The sequence below is a fragment of the Thioflexithrix psekupsensis genome (assembly GCF_002149925.1).
Classification (GTDB): Bacteria; Pseudomonadota; Gammaproteobacteria; order Beggiatoales; family Beggiatoaceae; genus Thioflexithrix; species Thioflexithrix psekupsensis.
This window is the reverse complement of record NZ_MSLT01000006.1, coordinates 580,543-596,336: the sequence shown is the minus strand read 5'-3', so window position 1 is coordinate 596,336 and position 15,794 is coordinate 580,543. Positions and strand designations below refer to the sequence as shown.

The following is a 15,794-nucleotide window of genomic DNA, read 5'->3' as shown; positions in this document are numbered from 1 at the left end:
GCGTAGCCGAGACAAGAGTGAACACAACCATGAACAAATACCTAAACCCTTACACCGATTGGTGAAGAAGCCAATAAAGATTTATTAATCGATTTTCTCAATCAACTTTTGCCCACAGAACATCAAATTGCGGAATTGAACTTTAAAAACACCGAACAACTCCCTGATATTCCTTTAGAGCGCAAAGCCATTTTTGATATTAGCTGTATTAGCACCACAGGACAACATTTTATTGTTGAAATGCAAAAAGCCAAATTACAGTTTTTTAAAGACCGCTCCGTTTTTTATGTCACTTTTCCCATTCGAGACCAAGCGAAAAAAGGCGATTGGTTATCTCGTTCCTACATGCCATGTGGGAACGCAGTCACGACGTGCCACGTCGAGTATAAACAAGGACAAATTGATACAGAATGGTGTTTGATTCCTGACGCAACGCGTCTGGACTGCATTCCCACATGCCATGTGGGAACGAGGGAAACGAGATAAACTGCTGTGACTACACTGTCGATCTGTTGCAAACGTAGAAAATTTTGCTATAATCGGGAGTAGCTTGTATTTGATGGAGTTTATACAGGTGCAGAGTTTTGAGAAACTTATAGACTTAAACTGCAATACAGTTATTAAAGTTTTGCAATTGGAATAATGAACTAGATTTTTAGTGCTACATTCATGATTGATTAACGAGGTGATTTATGGAAAGTGTACAAACCTATATTCCCGAAGAGCAGACTACTCAATCTCAAGAAAACTTACGTAATAAGCTCTGGTTTACAGAAATTGTTACTGAGTCAGCAAAAGATACTGAGGTTGTCAGAGCGGGGTGTTGGGGACCTACTTCTGCTGGTGATTCTGGCTGCGATTGTTAAAAATAAAAAAGAGCCACTTCTCGGCTCTTTTTATCTCTGATGGAGGTAATTTCGTGTTTAAATGGCACCCTGATGTTCGTTATAGGAATATACATGGATTTCATATTCTAATTAACTTAAAGACTAATAAGTCTTTTGAAATTTCAGAGACCTTAGCAATTTTATTTGCTGAGTTGAATAAAAACGATTTTAGTATTGCATACCGTGCTTGGCTAAGAGAAAATAGCCTTCTTAATAATGAAGAAACAGTTATAAATTTACTAGATAACCTTTGTAAGCTAGAGTTACTAAAATATGTCGAGTGATAATACTTTTTCCAAAATTATTGATTACACAAAAAAACATGAATTACCATTTTTTGCGCATTGGGAAATTATTTCTAAGTGCAACTTAAAGTGTAAGCATTGTTTTGTAGATAAAACAGACAATGTTTATCCAAGCACGGAAGAAGCCTTAAATATTGTTAAGTATCTCTATTCAGCAGGAGTTTTTAATGTAACATTAAGCGGAGGTGAACCATTACTTCATCCGGGGTTTTCAAAAATTTATACATCATTAAAAGATGTAGGGATGAGAGTAACTGTTTTTACAAACGCTGTTGCTTTAAGTGAAGAAACATTCAAGCTTTTTGAGCGATTACCTCCTGTTGGTATTGAAGTTTCTTTATATGGGGTTGATGAGAAAACATTTTTTAGTCTGACCAGTAAAAAAAATGTGTTCGATAAGTTGTTAAGAAAGTTGGAAAGACTTACAAAAATAAGTCGTGTTTTGCTTAAAGCACCGATAATGACTGAGAATATATCTTATGTAGACAAATTTATCCAGATATGTGATGAACTAAATGTTCGTTATCAGTTTGCAGAACTAATTTTCCCAATGTTAGATGGAGATAAAAAGAACTTAGATCAACGCCCTCCGGTGGGTGCTGTTGTTGAAAAAGAATTTTCTGACTTCCACACTCTTAATGACTGGAAAGAGAGAGTAGCAGAAAGAGGTTTTTCAAAAGAGGCATATTTACGTTGTTCAGCCGGACTAAATTCTATAGTAATAAACCCTGATAGTAGCCTGTCTATGTGTGGGATGCTTCGTGGGTTTAAATTTAAGTTTGACAGCCAAGATACATTTAATACAGCAATTTCTTCACTAAGAAATACTAGAAAAGAGATAGAAAATTATTATTCCAAGGGAAGTTGCCATACATGTAAGTATGCAAACTTGTGCGTTGGTTGTCCTGCCCTTTCTTTTATGGAAAATGGTACTTATACAGACTGTGTCTCTTAATTTAAGAGAAGTAGTTGAATGTAAGTTAAAGTATATTGACTCCTAACTATAATTTTCCTCGTCTCCACATGCTATACGGTAACAATATGTCTGCAAAACGCTTGACTAAGACAAATTATTTCAGTACATTTTTAAATACGAACTCACCCAGAGATGTTCGCACTCTGGGCAACAAACCACCGCAAGGTGGTTTTGTTATTTGCAGGAGGGGGGTAATAGGTTGTTCATCTTGCCACGAAATGCTTTAGTCGCCTCAGCAAAAGAAACAGCAGACGGCTGTGAAACATCAGCATCTTGTAATTTCAAAATAATAACTTCAACTTGCTCACCTGCTATAAATGGTAAACCAGTCAAATCAATATGATTTGATGCCGTAATTGTGGTTTTAATGCGATGTGCATACATAAATATTTTCCTTGTTCATAAGCTCTACACTCCTGTTTGACATTCTTCCATTTAAATTTTAGCGCAATTCCATAGTAAAATTAAACCATTCATAAAAATTTTCCGTCAGAATCAGAATTTACAGAATTTCAGGATTTTCAGAATTAAAGAATAAAAAGTCTTTGGAAAATAAACGACTTGCAAGAGTCAATTTTGAAAATTCTTTACTGGACATGTGGAGACGGCTGACAAACCACCTCACTTTATGGCACAATCCCACTTCTAACCTCCCCTAGACCCTTTTTTTATTCCTAACCGAATCTGGATTGCAGAGCCAACATATTTTTATGGAACAATACATCGAATTTATTGGAAATCATCCCATTTTATTTTTAGCCCTGATGATTATCAGTGGTTTTTTAACTTGGAGTTTGCTAGGTAATTCCGCCAAAGGAGCTAAACCCGTCAACCCAAACGAAGCCACCCTGCTCATTAATCATGACGATGCCGTTGTACTCGACGTGCGCGAAGAGGGAGAATATGGCAGTGGTCATATTATCGACTCACTACATATTCCTTTAGGACAATTAGCCAGTAAAATCAGCCAATTAACAGCGCATCAAAGCCGACCGATTATTGCCGTTTGTGCCAGCGGCCAACGTTCTGCACAAGCCTGCGGTATTTTGAAACAAAACGGCTTTGAACAACTTTATAACCTGCGCGGTGGCTTGATGGCGTGGCAAAACAATGGCTTACCACTCACCAAAGGGCGCAAAGATAAACCCAATCTCAACAAGAAAAATCGCCAAAAAACCAAAGAAGACAGCGAAACTCCTTCAACCGATACCCAGCCGTCTTGAAATTTGCGATAATGCCGCATTAAATTGAATAAAATCATGCCATTTTTCCTGTCATGCTTCACCCAACCCACGACCATGAGGAAACCGACTTGAACGACACCGTCACCACTCCAGAAGCCGCTGCCACAGAAACGCCCCGTGAGCAGTTTGTGTTGCAAAAAATTTACGTCAAAGATATTTCTTTTGAAGCCCCAAATACTCCCCAAGTGTTCACCGAAAAATGGGAGCCAAAAACGCACCTAGAAATCGGCACCAAAGGCATGGTGTTAGGACAAAATAACTACGAAGTCGGTTTGACCGTCACCGTCACAGTGACTATCAACGATAAAACAGCCTTTTTAGTTGAAGTGCATCAGGCGGGAATTTTCGCGCTGGTTGGTTTTGAAGCGGGTAAATTGGACTATATGTTAAACGCGTATTGTCCCAGTATATTATTCCCTTATTTGCGGGAAGCGGTGTCTGACGTGGTGACTCGCGGTGGATTTCAACCGTTGTTATTAGCTCCGGTGAATTTTGATGCTTACTACGAACAGCGAGTAAGACAAATGCAAGCCCAGCAAAACGCCGGCACCGCAGAAGCCCCAACCAACGGTGCAGCCCCCAATTAGTCAACTCATACTTCCTCCTCCTCACGTGACACCCAATAACTTTCTTGTCTTGGGAGCAGGATCATGGGGAACGGCACTGGCACTGGTGCTGTCCCGTAATGGGCATCATGTTTACCTGTGGGGACACGATGCCCAGCATATCCAAGAACTCCAACGGGAACGATGTAATCGGCGTTATTTGCCTGAAATCGTTTTCCCTGACACCTTGCAGCCTATTACCGATTTCACGACCTTGTCGTTTCCTGTGCGCGATGTGTTGATTGTTGTGCCGAGTCATGCGTTTCGCCAGATTTTACAACAACTTGCACCGCATTTAACGCCAGATGCGCGTTTATGTTGGGCGACGAAAGGGTTAGAAGAACACAGCGGACAATTATTACATCACGTCGTCGCACAAGAAATCGGCGCACATTATCCGATGGCTGTTTTATCAGGGCCATCGTTTGCGGGAGAAGTGGCCAGAGAATTGCCCACCGCAGTCACGATTGCTTCGAGCGATGGCGATTATGCCAATGAATTAGTCCAATGGTTTCACAATCGCCATTTTCGCCCTTATACCAGTACCGATATTATCGGTGTACAAGCGGGTGGCGCGGTAAAAAATGCCATTGCGATTGCGGTGGGCATGGCTGATGGCATGGGTTTAGGCGCGAATACTCGAGCGGCTTTAATCACTCGCGGTTTGTTAGAAATGGTGCGTTTAGGCACTTATCTGGGCGGGCAGCGAGAAACTTTTATGGGTTTAGCGGGTTTGGGGGATTTACTGTTGACCTGTACGGATAATCAGTCCAGAAATCGACGTTTAGGCTATGCGATTGCGCAAGGTCACTCGATTGATACCGTAGTCAAACAATTGGGACAAGTGGTTGAAGGCATTAGTGCGGCTTGTGTGATTAATCGCCTCGCACAGCAACATGCGATTGATATGCCCATTGTGCATCATGTACAACGGGTATTGACCGGACAATGCACGCCACAACAAGCCGCGGTTGAACTTCTCTCCCGCGATCCCAAACCTGAATTAACTTGATACTCAGGTCTAATGATTTAACAGTTGAGAAACGGAAGATTATTGTCCATGAAAACAACACAAGGTTTTACTTTATTAGAAATGCTAGTGGTTTTGGTGATTATTGGTTTACTGGCGGGTTTAGTGGGGCCGAGAATTCTCGGTGCGGGCGATAAAGCCAAAATCAGTACCGCCAATGTCCAAGTGAAAATGCTCCGCGGTGCCTTGCAAACGTTGAGTTTAGACATAGGGCGTTTTCCTACCGAAGAAGAAGGCTTGAGCTTACTGATTCAGCCGCCGACAGATGAAGCGATCAAACCCTTTTGGCGTGGCCCTTATCTGGAAGAAGCGAATATTCCCCTAGACCCTTGGAATCGCCCTTACCAATATAGCCCCACTGGTGGATCAACGCAACCTTTTGTTCTTTATTCATTTGGTGCAGACGGCAAATCCGGTGGCAGCGATGAAAATACGGATATTGGTTTATTGCCTGCGCGCTAGTGGGCATTTGGCTTGGGAAAAATACTTAAATTTTACCGAGTTTGATTGAATGCAAATTGGATACAGTCAATTTATGCTAGACTTGTCGGATCGGAATTCGTTGTGAGATTGAAGAGAATAAGCCAGTACATTAATCTGCACAAGGACAGTGATGTTGCCTTACAAACGCCTAATCGAAAGCCTAAAAAGTATTGTTAACCCATTTAAAAGTAACGAATTAGATGGCGCAACAATCGAAACAGTGCTGACCAGTCACGAGGGAGTTCATGCCCCCCCCGTCCGTATCCCGCGCCCAGAACACACGGTGTCCCGTGAACATATCAGCAAATATGCGTTAAAAGTGTTATACCAATTGCACCATGCGGGTTATCAAGCCTTTTTGGTGGGGGGGTGTGTGCGTGATTTATTATTAAATACGACACCTAAAGATTTCGATGTGGTGACCAATGCGCGTCCAGAGCAGATCAGGGCTTTATTTAGAAATTGTCGTTTAATTGGCAAACGTTTTGTTTTGGCACACGTGCATTTTGGTAAGGAAATCATCGAAGTGGCCACCTTCCGCGCCCATCATAATGATGGCAAGGGTGGCTCAACCACCACCAGCGGCCGCATTATTTCCGATAATGTTTACGGCACGATTGATGAGGATGCTTATCGCCGTGATTTTACCATTAATGCACTTTATTATGATATTAGTGATTTTTCACTGTTAGATTACGCCAATGGCATGGCGGATTTAAAAGCTGGTGTATTGCGTTTAATTGGCGATCCTGTATTGCGTTATCAAGAAGACCCGGTGCGTATGTTGCGTGCGGTGCGTTTTGCGGCCAAGTTGAATTTTGAGATTGATTCGGCGGCGGCTACGCCTATTTTTCATTTAAAAGGTTTATTGGCCGGGATTCCTAAAGCGCGCTTGTATGAAGAAGTACAAAAATTATTCCTCACCGGTCACGCGACCCAGTCCTTAGTTAAATTAAAACAATACGGACTTTTAACGCCTTTATTTGCCGAAACAGAAAAAACTTTGGATGATCCGTATGCGGAGCATTTGGTGCATTTAGCCCTTGCCAATACGGATGCGCGTTTTGCCAAACATCAATCAGTTAATCCGGCGTTTTTATTGGCTGCCTTATTGTGGCCGCCGGTGGCACAACGTTTGCCGCACCTGCACGCCCAAGGTTTACCCGAACAAGACGCGCTGTTGCGCGCAATGCAACAAGTCATGAGCAAACAAGGACAACAACTCATGATTCCCCGTCGTATTATTACACAAGTGCAAGACATTTGGTTGTTGCAACCTCGTTTAACACGGCGACGTGGAGGATACAAGAGTCGTTTAAGTGTGTTGGGGAGTCCTCATTTTCGCGCAGGCTATGATTTTCTCCAACTTCGGTTGGCTGCGGGCGAAGACCTAGCCTACGAAGTGCAAATATGGACTGATTTGCTGCATAAACATCATCATACGCCTTCTCCACTCGAAGATAAGGATGCTCAGTATGATGAGTTGTCCAGTTCTGACGTGTTGGAATCGGAATCTATTGAAGTTGTCGAACCCGTTGAATCCACAACAGAAAATCACCCTTCCCCTCCCAGTTCCCCTCACCGCGAACCTCGTGAACATCGCGGCTATCCGCCCACGCGGTTTCATAAACGCCGTCGCCGTCGGCCATTTTCGCCCTCTCGACCCGATTCAGAAGGCCGTGACGATTAATCTCTTGAAAACAGTAGAAAAATCGGTGACTGCCTTTGTCGGTTTGGGCAGTAACTTAGACAATCCCCGCGAACAATTACAAAAAGCATTACAGGCTTTACGCGAATTGCCGCAGAGTCGTTTACTGTGCCATTCTTCTTTTTATCAAAATCCACCGTTGACGGGAAACGATCAACCTGATTACCTCAATGCCGTCGCCGGTTTAACCACACATCTGTCGCCCGAAACCTTGTTACAGCAATTGCAACAGATTGAAAATCAACAAGGTCGCCAACGTCAAGAGGGGTTACGTTGGGCAGCGAGGACGTTAGATTTAGACTTACTGCTTTATGGAGAAGTACAACAAAATGATCCGCGCTTGACCTTGCCACATCATGGCTTGTATCAGCGAGATTTTGTGTTGTATCCGTTATATGAATGTGTGCCAGATTTGATCCTACCGAATGGCCAACGTTTGGCTGAATGCGTTGAACAGCGTAAGGCAGCGGCTTCTTTGACTCGTGTGTGAGTTAAACTCACTCATCAGCGTGAATCACTTGCGCCATTTTTAACAAGGGAGCGCGAATAAGGAGGCCATGAGCGCGAGCAGCATCTACGTTAATCTTAAAACGCACTCGTCCTGTGGTGGGAATTAAGCCAATCATGCCGCCTTGATGGGCGAATTCTGGCATATCACTGACGGTTAAAATGGGTTTATTTTCTAGTTGTTTTAAAATATCCTGCCATTGTTCGCTTAAAGACTGACTAACAAATAACACCTGACAGTTCTCATTTTCGGATAATGTGCTTTCTTTTATTTGGTGAAATTCAATGGGTCGGCCGCGCAAAGGCAAATTAACCAATTCTTCCAAAGCAAATTGAAACGAATCCACACCCAATAAACAAAAATGAAAAGGGCTATGTTCATCCGTAAAAACGTCTATAGGCCACGTGACAAATTTGCTTAAATTATAAATAATTTTAACCTGTTGTTGTCGCCAATCTAACTCCGTTTTATTTTCATCATTGGCTTGCGTCATTGGTGTAAGAAAAATAAACAAAAATAGCTTTAACAACAGTATTAAAACCACGAAAAGTTTTTTATTCATAAGTCCCTTCATCGACATTAAAAAAGCCACTCATAACATCACCTCAATAAACGGTGAAACAATCGTGATTCGCCGCCGATCATCTTGTTCGCTGTAAGTGTCTTGCTGATTTGAATGGGGTAATTGTTCTCCGCGTCCGATAATTTTGGGCAAAATATCAACACGATCTCCATGATTAATCTGTTGTTTTAACAGAGTGATAAAGTAACGATTTAGACTTTCAGCGCGAAATTGGGATAAGATTTCATTATATTGCATTCGTCTGGCTATTCCTGTGGGAGCGAGGCTTGTTAATTGGGCTTGAATTTCTCGTTCTAATACCGTTCCAGAAATAAAAGGGGTGGCATCGGTGTAGCCAACGGTTTTAACCGTGATTCGTAAAGGATAATCAGGATAATTGTGTTGTAACTCTTGTACCGTAATCGCCACTTTTTCTACCAATTGCATTAATACCTCTTTAGCCGATTGAGAAAGCTCTTCTAAACGATAAGCACCGGGCGCAAAAGAAATATCCGTTTGTAAGGTTAAATCTTTAAACCGTTCCATATTTGCATTGATAATGCTGATTTTACGATGATAGGCTTCTAATTGTTGTTCATTAAATTGTTGTGGATTTTTCTTTACCGATTCTGCATAATCTAAAATCTGATTAAGTAAAGAAAGACTTTCTTCTAAAGAACTTTCTGGTGTTTCTTCTAAGCGAATTTTGATCTTCTCTAAGGTCTGATCGGCATTGTTTTCTAAAGCGCGCAAAGCACTTTGTTTCTTTGCGGATAAAAACGAATATCCTGTGCTATTTATCAGCAAGAAAAGTATGAAAATCATACTGATCCAACGCATGGCTTGCCACGATAACATGGGAATTACTCCAAAATAAGCTGTTGTTGATATTTTAATTGTAAAAACTCGACAATTTTTTGCTGCAACATCAATTCCGCTTCAAAATGATGAATAGATTGCGCGATGCGAGCGAGTAGCGTTTTTATTTTTGGGTGATGTTGCGTTTGCTCAAGCAATTGTTGATATTTTTCTTGTTCAATACGCAATTCTTTGACCACATCTTGAATCGCTAATATTAATTCTTGATGTAGCTTTATATCTTGGTCTAATTTGCCCGTTTTTGGCATTTCTGATAATTCATGATAAAGCGTTAATGCCATAAATAAATGAAAGGCTAAATCCACTTGCATAATACCATTCATCGAAGTGTCTTTAGCGAAAGCCGGTTGAAAAATCAACAGAGATAAAAAAAATGACAACAGGCATTTTTTTATTAGAGCCAACATTGAATGATACATTAGACTGTCCATATTGTTACTACTGAATTTCAGCTTTTTAACGGCATCGTAAAAATGCCTTGAGCAATTCATGTTCCATTTTCCATTTAAAAAAATGGCAGAAAATTAAATAAGATTGAAAAATGATGCTTTGGCGTAGAATGATTGGCTTAAAAAAATGACTCACGATCCATTAGCCGAGTGGGAACAGTTGCAAACCCAATTAACGGCCACTCGACGACAATGGCTGCAAGCCGTTGATCCACAAGAGCGGGAAGAATTGTATGCGCGTTTGTTGGCTTTGCAAGCGATGAATGGGCTTATGGAGGAAAAACTACGCACTCAACCCGCAGAACCACGGCAGTCATGGTGGCCAATGGCTTTGTTGGGGGCGATGATTTTGTTACCGCTGTTGGTGCTTGGGGTGTTAGTGGCGAAATATTGGGTCAACGAATGGGCCTTGCAACGCTTATTCGCACAAACTCCACCGTTGGCGCAGTGGCTTGTCGCCGCCGAACAGCGTTTGCCACTCAATGAATTGGGTGTGGAACTAAGGGTGGAAATGGTATGGATTGGGCGTTTGGAGGTTGCCCAACTTACTTTTATCTCAAGCACAGGCGCAACAGAAACCCATACCGTACTGGGAGGAGAAGTGTTGGCGTTGCCGCCGCCGCGAACAGACTATTTAGTACATGTTCAACAGATTGATTATGAAGAAAAAACAGTGAAAATAGTGTTATTTCAAGATAAATCAGTAGGGCTTACAATAAGCCGACACGCCAGCGCAATATCCAGCGAAAAACGACGGTGGTCAACGCTGACGAGCAATTCAGTGTGATTATGTTTTACGATTTTAAGAACAGTGCCGTCAGCCATTCCCATAGCCATCAGTCGCTTACGGGTGCTGTGACCGCCTTTGACTTCGACAATCACAAGGTTTTCCCCCACTTTAGCGGTCGCTAAGGGGAAACTTTCACAGGAAGTCATAGAAGTCAACGGCGGCAAATTGGATGTGGTCAAAGAATTTGCCGCGACAGAGGTGTGCAAGGCCATCTTGTGAATCTCCGAAAAAAGTAATGTGCGATTTATGTGTAAATAATAATAATTTTTATTTGCACAAGCAAGTAAAATCTTTTCGCGGCTGCTTTGGCGCAGTGTAAACAAACTCGCTGTGTTGATTTTCTTTCACTTTTTTGGGAATTCTTACTGATGATGGCTGTGGCTTATCCTTCCATAATCACCTGATAGGCCAGCCGTAACAATGCCAATTCTGTGGGTGGCAGTTGGCGGGCTTCTGTCAACGCAATAGATTGTCCCCCCTGCGCGGCCACCGCAGACCGAGGCGGATCAATGTCCTGACAACGCGCTAAAAATACCGTGATCGCCCCATCAGGCGCATCAACCTGCGCACAAAACTCTTCATCAATCACCAGTTGATGGGCTTGTAAATTTAACCGACCGGCGAGATGTTGTAACTGTTCGGTTAAGGCGTGATCTATCTCTGGCGGAGTCATTTCGTCTTCTAGTAAACCAGATAAGGTGGGTAAACCTGAGGGTAAACAAACGGTTTTATTCTGACATAAAAATAAAGTCCGTGCGCTGGTGGCTTGTTTGTGATAAATAATAACGCGTTGATTTAACATATTATTTCCTTATTTTTACTGTATTTTTCTCTCAAAACAGAGAAGGATAACACCACATTATGCAGTATTATCCCTCATTAATCACGCCAATCCCATCGATTTTATAACCCTGTTAATGGCTGGCTTCTCCGGTGAGAACTTTGCCGCCTGTGATTTTGGCACATGTTCCCGTGGGGACAAGAATCCATTCTTCGGGATCGTTATCCACTTTAGCTTGTCCGGCGCAGGCGTGTTTGCTGGTGCCGCAGTCGTTCATTCCTGCCTTCACAATTCCCGCACAACGCTCTACAGTAGCCTCTTCGGCCGCTACTTGGGTAGAATGGGCAGTTGATGCCGCCGCGCCCAATGCCAATACGCCCGCTAATGCGGTATAAGCCACATTGTTTTTCATAAAAAAAACTCCATTTGCAAGTTGAACAGGAAATGCAGAAATAGGGTCATCGAAAACAATTATAAAGAACCACCCCAAAAGAGGACAACAACAAAAAACCGTTAAATCCCCCGTCATTGTTCTTAAAAATACAAACCGTAAATGATAAAGTAGACATAAGCCACGGGTTTATTGTGATAACATCCACTTCTTTTACGCATTTTCTTCATGATATTAAAGACCTTACCTTATTCCCCTTTTGAAGAACCGCGGATGGCGCGTTTAATTATTTTAGAGCGGCATTTGCGACGTAAGTCGTATGGAGAGTGTAAATTAGCTGATTACAGCAAATGGTTGGAACAGGCTCATTTTTCTTTGCCGTCTCGGCGTACGCTTTATGAAGATTTAAGGCGTTACGCTGATTTTTGTGACGACATCAGCTACCACAATGGCAGTAAAATTTTGCGTATTGATTCCAAAGCCACTCATGATGCCACGCGGTGGTTGATGGGAGAGGGCTGGTTACATTCTCCGCTGAAACCGCGTTTATTATCAGCGACATTGCGTTGTTTACTGTTGGCTGAGGTGGAGCAGCGAGAGGTTTACGTGTCTTATCGTCAATTGCGTCGAATGGGGAAGCCGTGGTCTCCGCGGACGCTGGTGGGGAAGGTGTTGCGTATTGTTCCCGGCAGTGACAGCGGTTATTTACAATTACAACAACGGGCTGAACCTAAAAGAATTACATTAAATATGACGCGATTGGAACGGGCGAAATTTACGGGAGAATCAACAGCAATTTATCCTCCAGAACCCCTTGATGAATATAAAAAATTAATGGTTTTTCATCCAGACAAACATTTAATTGAGCGTTTGCGACGGCAATATGCTGGTTTTAAAGAAAATGATGAAAATACATTAATTTTACTTGTTCCCGAATCACAACAATTGATGACCACAGATTTATTAGAAGCCCACTTGCGACGCACTGAAAATGCCGATCCCGTCCAACGCTTATCCCCCGATCAATCCATGATTGGGGAAGCACGGCTTGAGTGGTTATAATTCTACCGTATTAAATATAACTGATTGATTTTTATCTGAATTAGAATTGATAATTTTTTTGTTCTAAAAATTAAAAAATTTAATAGGAGAAGCATTCATTCTGCAAATTAAAAAATTCTGTAAATTCTGATTCAAACAAGCTGATATAATGTCAATTTTATCACCTTTTCTTTTTGATCCTGTACAATTTTGTTACAGCCTGAATTTTTGAATTGATAACTTATGAATGCAGTGTCTTCAACTCAAGCGATGACCGCCTTGGAAAAACGTGCTGTTTTTGGTTTGGCGGGGATTATGTCTTTGCGAATGCTGGGCTTATTTATGATTTTGCCGGTATTTGCTTTGTATGCCGAAAACTTGGATGGTGTAACACCGATATTGGTCGGGATGGCGATTGGCATTTATGGGCTGACGCAAGCCTGTTTCCAAATTCCTTTTGGCATGTTGTCGGATCGATTTGGTCGTAAACCTGTGATTACCATAGGGTTATTTATTTTTGCGATAGGCAGCGTGGTGGCGGCAACCTCTGATAGTATCACGGGGGTGATTATTGGACGTGCGCTACAAGGTTCGGGGGCGATTGCGGCGGCAATTTTGGCTTTAACGGCTGATTTGACCCGCGAAGATCACCGCACCCAAGCCATGGCGATGTTGGGAATGACGATTGGCATGGCGTTTTTATTGGCTTTGGCGGTGGGGCCGATTTTGAACCATTGGATTGGAGTGGCGGGGATTTTTTGGTTTACGGCGATGCTGGCTTTGGTGGCTATTGCGGTTTTATACGGTTTTATTCCTGATCCGCCCGTGTGTCGTTTGCACCGAGATGCGGAATCTGTGCCTACGCAATTTATTCGTGTTTTAGGGGATTGGCAATTGTTGCGTTTGGATATGGGCATTTTAATTTTACATTTCACTTTGACAGCGACTTTTGTGGTGTTGCCTTTATCGTTGCGAGATGTGCTGGTGCCTGAGCAACATTGGTGGGTTTATTTGCTGGTGCTTTTGCTTTCAATTAGTGCGGCATTACCGTTTATTATTATTGGGGAAAAAAAGAAGCAATTAAAAGAAATTTTTATTATTGCGATTGCTATTTTAGGTGTGGCACAGTTTTTATTGGGATGGATGAGCAGTTTATTGGGGTTAATATTTGGTTTATTGCTGTACTTTTTTGCGTTTAATTTACTAGAGGCTTTGCTGCCTTCTTTAGTCAGTAAATTGGCGCACGCTGGCAGTAAAGGCACCGCGATGGGAGTTTATTCTACTTCTCAATTTTTTGGGGCGTTTTTGGGAGGCGTAGGTGGTGGATTTTTACACCATCATTATAGTGATTTTACTTTATTTATGGTGTGTACTTTACTGGTTGGATTGTGGTTTATTTTTGCAGTGACCATGCAACCATTACGTTATTTAACCAATTATTTATTAAATATTGGTCAGTTATCGCAAGGTCAAGCCCATGCGTTAAATCAGCGTTTATTGCAAATTACAGGTGTTGCGGAAGCGGTGGTCATTATTGAAGAACAAGTGGCCTATTTAAAAGTTGATCGCAATTTATTAGATGTGAACGCTTTAGATTTAGCAATTGCTGAAGTAAATCGTTCTTAAAATAAAGTTGGAATGAAGGAGTTTTAGTGACAATGTCCAAAGGTGTTAATAAGGTCATTTTAATTGGTCATTTGGGAGCTGATCCTGAAGTGCGTTATGCGGCGACGGGGAATGCCATGACAACGTTGAATGTGGCAACTAACGAGAATTGGCTGGATAAACAGACCAATCAATGGCAAACCCGCACAGAATGGCATCGGGTGGTGATGTTTGCGCGTTTGGCCGAGGTGGCGGGGCAGTATTTGCGTAAAGGCTCACAAGTTTATATTGAAGGTCGTTTACAAACACGCAAGTGGCAGGATCAATCAGGAACTGAACGTTATACGACAGAAATCGTCGCCAATGAGATGCAAATGTTGGGCGGACGTGGGGAAGGCGCGCCCAATATGCCGCCTGATGCGGCTCAACAAGGCAATCAAAGTTATGCGGCCCCAGCGGTTTCCGCTGCGCCTGCGGGTTACAGCAGTGGCGGAAATAACTACAATTATCCGCCCTCGGGTGCGCCCGCTGCTCCTGCACGTCCAGCAACGGCATCTTCTCCGCCGCCCAGCGATTTTGATGATGATATTCCATTTTAATGAAGTGCATTAAATATTGAGCGGATTGATGTTAAAATAATTTCATTAATCCGTTCATTAATAGGAGACACATAGGATATGTTTATTCTTAATTTATTTCCTTTAATTGGCGTGCCAATTTTACTTTATTGTCTAATTGGTCTTGGTTATTTAGGCGTGATGGACAGCACTGAGTTATTTACTTTAACTTTGGTGTCAGAAACGCAATGGGTATTAAATGTGGCTGATTTCTTAGTGATATTGGCTATTTTCCTGCTTTATATTGAAATTTTTAAGGCAACTCGTACCAGTGCCATTTCGATTGTTGATCATATATTATCTTTAGGTGTTTTTATTGCCAGTTTGGTGACGTTTTTAATTTGGCCACCTGCGGGAACTTCTACTTTTTTTATGTTGACTTTAATCGCTATGATTGATGTGATTGCGGGCTTTACCATTACTATTTCTACGGCGCGTCGTGATATTGGGATTTCTTCTTGAGCAATAAAAATGACGCAAGATGAATGGTGGATGCAACGCGCCTTAGTATGGGCAGATTACGCAGCACAACAAGGGGAAATTCCTGTTGGGGCTATTTTGGTGCATAATGGGCAGGAATTGGCACAGGGCTGGAATCAAACGGTCATCCAGTGTGATCCCAGTGCGCATGCTGAAATCGTGGCCGTGCGTCAAGCCGCTAAACAATTGAATAATTACCGTTTATTAGACACCACTTTGTACGTCACTTTAGAGCCATGTGTGATGTGTGCGGGGGCATTGGTTCATGCGCGAGTGAAACGGGTTGTTTTTGGGGCTTATGACCCAAAAACTGGGGCAACAGGCAGCCGATTCGATGTTTTACGTGATTTGCGCCACAATCATCATATCGACTGCCTCGGTGGAGTTTTGGCAGAAAGCTGTGGCGCACGGTTAAAGGATTTCTTTCGTCATAAACGTCTTTTATAAAAAGTT

The 15,794-nt window shown here is 42.2% G+C and carries 22 protein-coding genes; 15 read left to right on the top strand and 7 right to left on the bottom strand.

Features of this window, described 5'->3' with window-relative positions; translation table 11 throughout:
* Positions 1-57 precede the first annotated feature (57 nt).
* The 3 genes from TPSD3_RS03815 (at position 58) to TPSD3_RS03805 (ending at position 2,147) form a co-directional block, all read left to right on the top strand.
* Positions 58-486, top strand: coding sequence for a PD-(D/E)XK nuclease family transposase (locus TPSD3_RS03815; protein ID WP_086487255.1), 429 nt, complete (start codon positions 58-60; stop codon positions 484-486).
* 206 nt (positions 487-692) lie between these two features.
* Entirely contained in the window at positions 693-866 is a 174-nt protein-coding gene (locus tag TPSD3_RS17430; RefSeq protein WP_176329712.1) for a hypothetical protein, read from the top strand.
* Between the two features lie 294 nt (positions 867-1,160).
* Entirely contained in the window at positions 1,161-2,147 is a 987-nt protein-coding gene (locus TPSD3_RS03805; RefSeq protein WP_086487253.1) for a radical SAM/SPASM domain-containing protein, read from the top strand.
* 195 nt (positions 2,148-2,342) lie between these two features.
* On the opposite strand, the gene TPSD3_RS03800 is transcribed toward TPSD3_RS03805, so the two are convergent.
* Entirely contained in the window at positions 2,343-2,552 is a 210-nt protein-coding gene (locus TPSD3_RS03800) for a hypothetical protein (RefSeq protein ID WP_086487252.1), read from the bottom strand.
* Between the two features lie 326 nt (positions 2,553-2,878).
* Between TPSD3_RS03800 and TPSD3_RS03795 the strand changes: the two genes are divergently transcribed.
* From TPSD3_RS03795 to folK, 6 genes are all read left to right on the top strand, one after another.
* A complete protein-coding gene (locus tag TPSD3_RS03795) occupies positions 2,879-3,391 on the top strand; it encodes a rhodanese-like domain-containing protein (protein ID WP_086487251.1) in 513 nt (170 codons plus the stop codon).
* Positions 3,392-3,444: 53 nt separating this feature from the next.
* Positions 3,445-3,999: a protein-export chaperone SecB gene (gene secB / locus TPSD3_RS03790; RefSeq protein WP_086487250.1), complete on the top strand. Its 555-nt coding sequence runs from the start codon at positions 3,445-3,447 to the stop codon at positions 3,997-3,999.
* Positions 4,000-4,024: 25 nt separating this feature from the next.
* A complete protein-coding gene (locus tag TPSD3_RS03785) occupies positions 4,025-5,029 on the top strand; it encodes an NAD(P)H-dependent glycerol-3-phosphate dehydrogenase (protein WP_086487249.1) in 1,005 nt (334 codons plus the stop codon).
* Positions 5,030-5,077: 48 nt separating this feature from the next.
* On the top strand, positions 5,078-5,509 hold the full coding sequence (gspG, locus tag TPSD3_RS03780; RefSeq protein WP_086487248.1) for a type II secretion system major pseudopilin GspG: 432 nt from the start codon (positions 5,078-5,080) through the stop codon (positions 5,507-5,509).
* 151 nt (positions 5,510-5,660) lie between these two features.
* On the top strand, positions 5,661-7,220 hold the full coding sequence (gene pcnB / locus TPSD3_RS03775; protein ID WP_086487247.1) for a polynucleotide adenylyltransferase PcnB: 1,560 nt from the start codon (positions 5,661-5,663) through the stop codon (positions 7,218-7,220).
* Between the two features lie 4 nt (positions 7,221-7,224).
* Entirely contained in the window at positions 7,225-7,728 is a 504-nt protein-coding gene (gene folK, locus TPSD3_RS03770; RefSeq protein WP_176329680.1) for a 2-amino-4-hydroxy-6-hydroxymethyldihydropteridine diphosphokinase, read from the top strand.
* A gap of 7 nt (positions 7,729-7,735) precedes the next feature.
* On the opposite strand, the gene TPSD3_RS03765 is transcribed toward folK, so the two are convergent.
* From TPSD3_RS03765 to TPSD3_RS03755, 3 genes are read right to left on the bottom strand one after another with little or no spacing between them, the layout of a single operon-like run.
* Positions 7,736-8,308 (bottom strand): YfiR family protein, encoded by a 573-nt coding sequence (locus tag TPSD3_RS03765; protein ID WP_176329711.1) that lies wholly within the window; start codon positions 8,306-8,308, stop codon positions 7,736-7,738.
* A 30-nt stretch (positions 8,309-8,338) separates the two neighbouring features.
* The gene (locus TPSD3_RS03760) at positions 8,339-9,166 is read right to left on the bottom strand and encodes a hypothetical protein (RefSeq protein ID WP_086487244.1); all 828 of its coding nucleotides are present in this window, start codon (positions 9,164-9,166) and stop codon (positions 8,339-8,341) included.
* 5 nt (positions 9,167-9,171) lie between these two features.
* A complete protein-coding gene (locus tag TPSD3_RS03755; RefSeq protein WP_140048471.1) occupies positions 9,172-9,510 on the bottom strand; it encodes a hypothetical protein in 339 nt (112 codons plus the stop codon).
* Between the two features lie 253 nt (positions 9,511-9,763).
* Between TPSD3_RS03755 and TPSD3_RS17220 the strand changes: the two genes are divergently transcribed.
* Complete coding sequence (locus TPSD3_RS17220) at positions 9,764-10,423, top strand: hypothetical protein (RefSeq protein WP_140048470.1); 660 nt, start codon at positions 9,764-9,766, stop codon at positions 10,421-10,423.
* Here the strand turns inward: TPSD3_RS17220 and TPSD3_RS18290 are convergent.
* The 3 genes from TPSD3_RS18290 to TPSD3_RS03740 form a co-directional block, all read right to left on the bottom strand.
* Positions 10,327-10,572, bottom strand: a complete 246-nt coding sequence (locus TPSD3_RS18290; RefSeq protein WP_425353084.1) for a FeoA family protein — start codon at positions 10,570-10,572, stop codon at positions 10,327-10,329. The genes TPSD3_RS17220 and TPSD3_RS18290 overlap by 97 nt on opposite strands.
* A 236-nt stretch (positions 10,573-10,808) precedes the next feature.
* Positions 10,809-11,228 carry a hypothetical protein gene (locus TPSD3_RS03745; protein WP_086487241.1) on the bottom strand — a complete coding sequence of 140 codons (420 nt, stop codon included), beginning with the start codon at positions 11,226-11,228 and terminating at the stop codon, positions 10,809-10,811.
* Positions 11,229-11,340: 112 nt separating this feature from the next.
* Positions 11,341-11,619 carry a BufA1 family periplasmic bufferin-type metallophore gene (locus TPSD3_RS03740; RefSeq protein WP_086487240.1) on the bottom strand — a complete coding sequence of 93 codons (279 nt, stop codon included), beginning with the start codon at positions 11,617-11,619 and terminating at the stop codon, positions 11,341-11,343.
* A 207-nt stretch (positions 11,620-11,826) separates the two neighbouring features.
* On the opposite strand from TPSD3_RS03740, the gene TPSD3_RS03735 reads away from it, so the two are divergent.
* The 5 genes from TPSD3_RS03735 (at position 11,827) to tadA (ending at position 15,788) form a co-directional block, all read left to right on the top strand.
* A complete protein-coding gene (locus tag TPSD3_RS03735) occupies positions 11,827-12,660 on the top strand; it encodes a hypothetical protein (protein WP_086487239.1) in 834 nt (277 codons plus the stop codon).
* 222 nt (positions 12,661-12,882) lie between these two features.
* Positions 12,883-14,265 carry an MFS transporter gene (locus TPSD3_RS03730; RefSeq protein WP_245391513.1) on the top strand — a complete coding sequence of 461 codons (1,383 nt, stop codon included), beginning with the start codon at positions 12,883-12,885 and terminating at the stop codon, positions 14,263-14,265.
* A gap of 32 nt (positions 14,266-14,297) precedes the next feature.
* A complete protein-coding gene (gene ssb / locus TPSD3_RS03725) occupies positions 14,298-14,843 on the top strand; it encodes a single-stranded DNA-binding protein (protein ID WP_086487238.1) in 546 nt (181 codons plus the stop codon).
* A gap of 78 nt (positions 14,844-14,921) precedes the next feature.
* On the top strand, positions 14,922-15,323 hold the full coding sequence (locus tag TPSD3_RS03720) for a hypothetical protein (protein ID WP_086487237.1): 402 nt from the start codon (positions 14,922-14,924) through the stop codon (positions 15,321-15,323).
* A gap of 9 nt (positions 15,324-15,332) precedes the next feature.
* On the top strand, positions 15,333-15,788 hold the full coding sequence (gene tadA / locus TPSD3_RS03715) for a tRNA adenosine(34) deaminase TadA (protein WP_086487236.1): 456 nt from the start codon (positions 15,333-15,335) through the stop codon (positions 15,786-15,788).
* Positions 15,789-15,794: the final 6 nt, after the last annotated feature.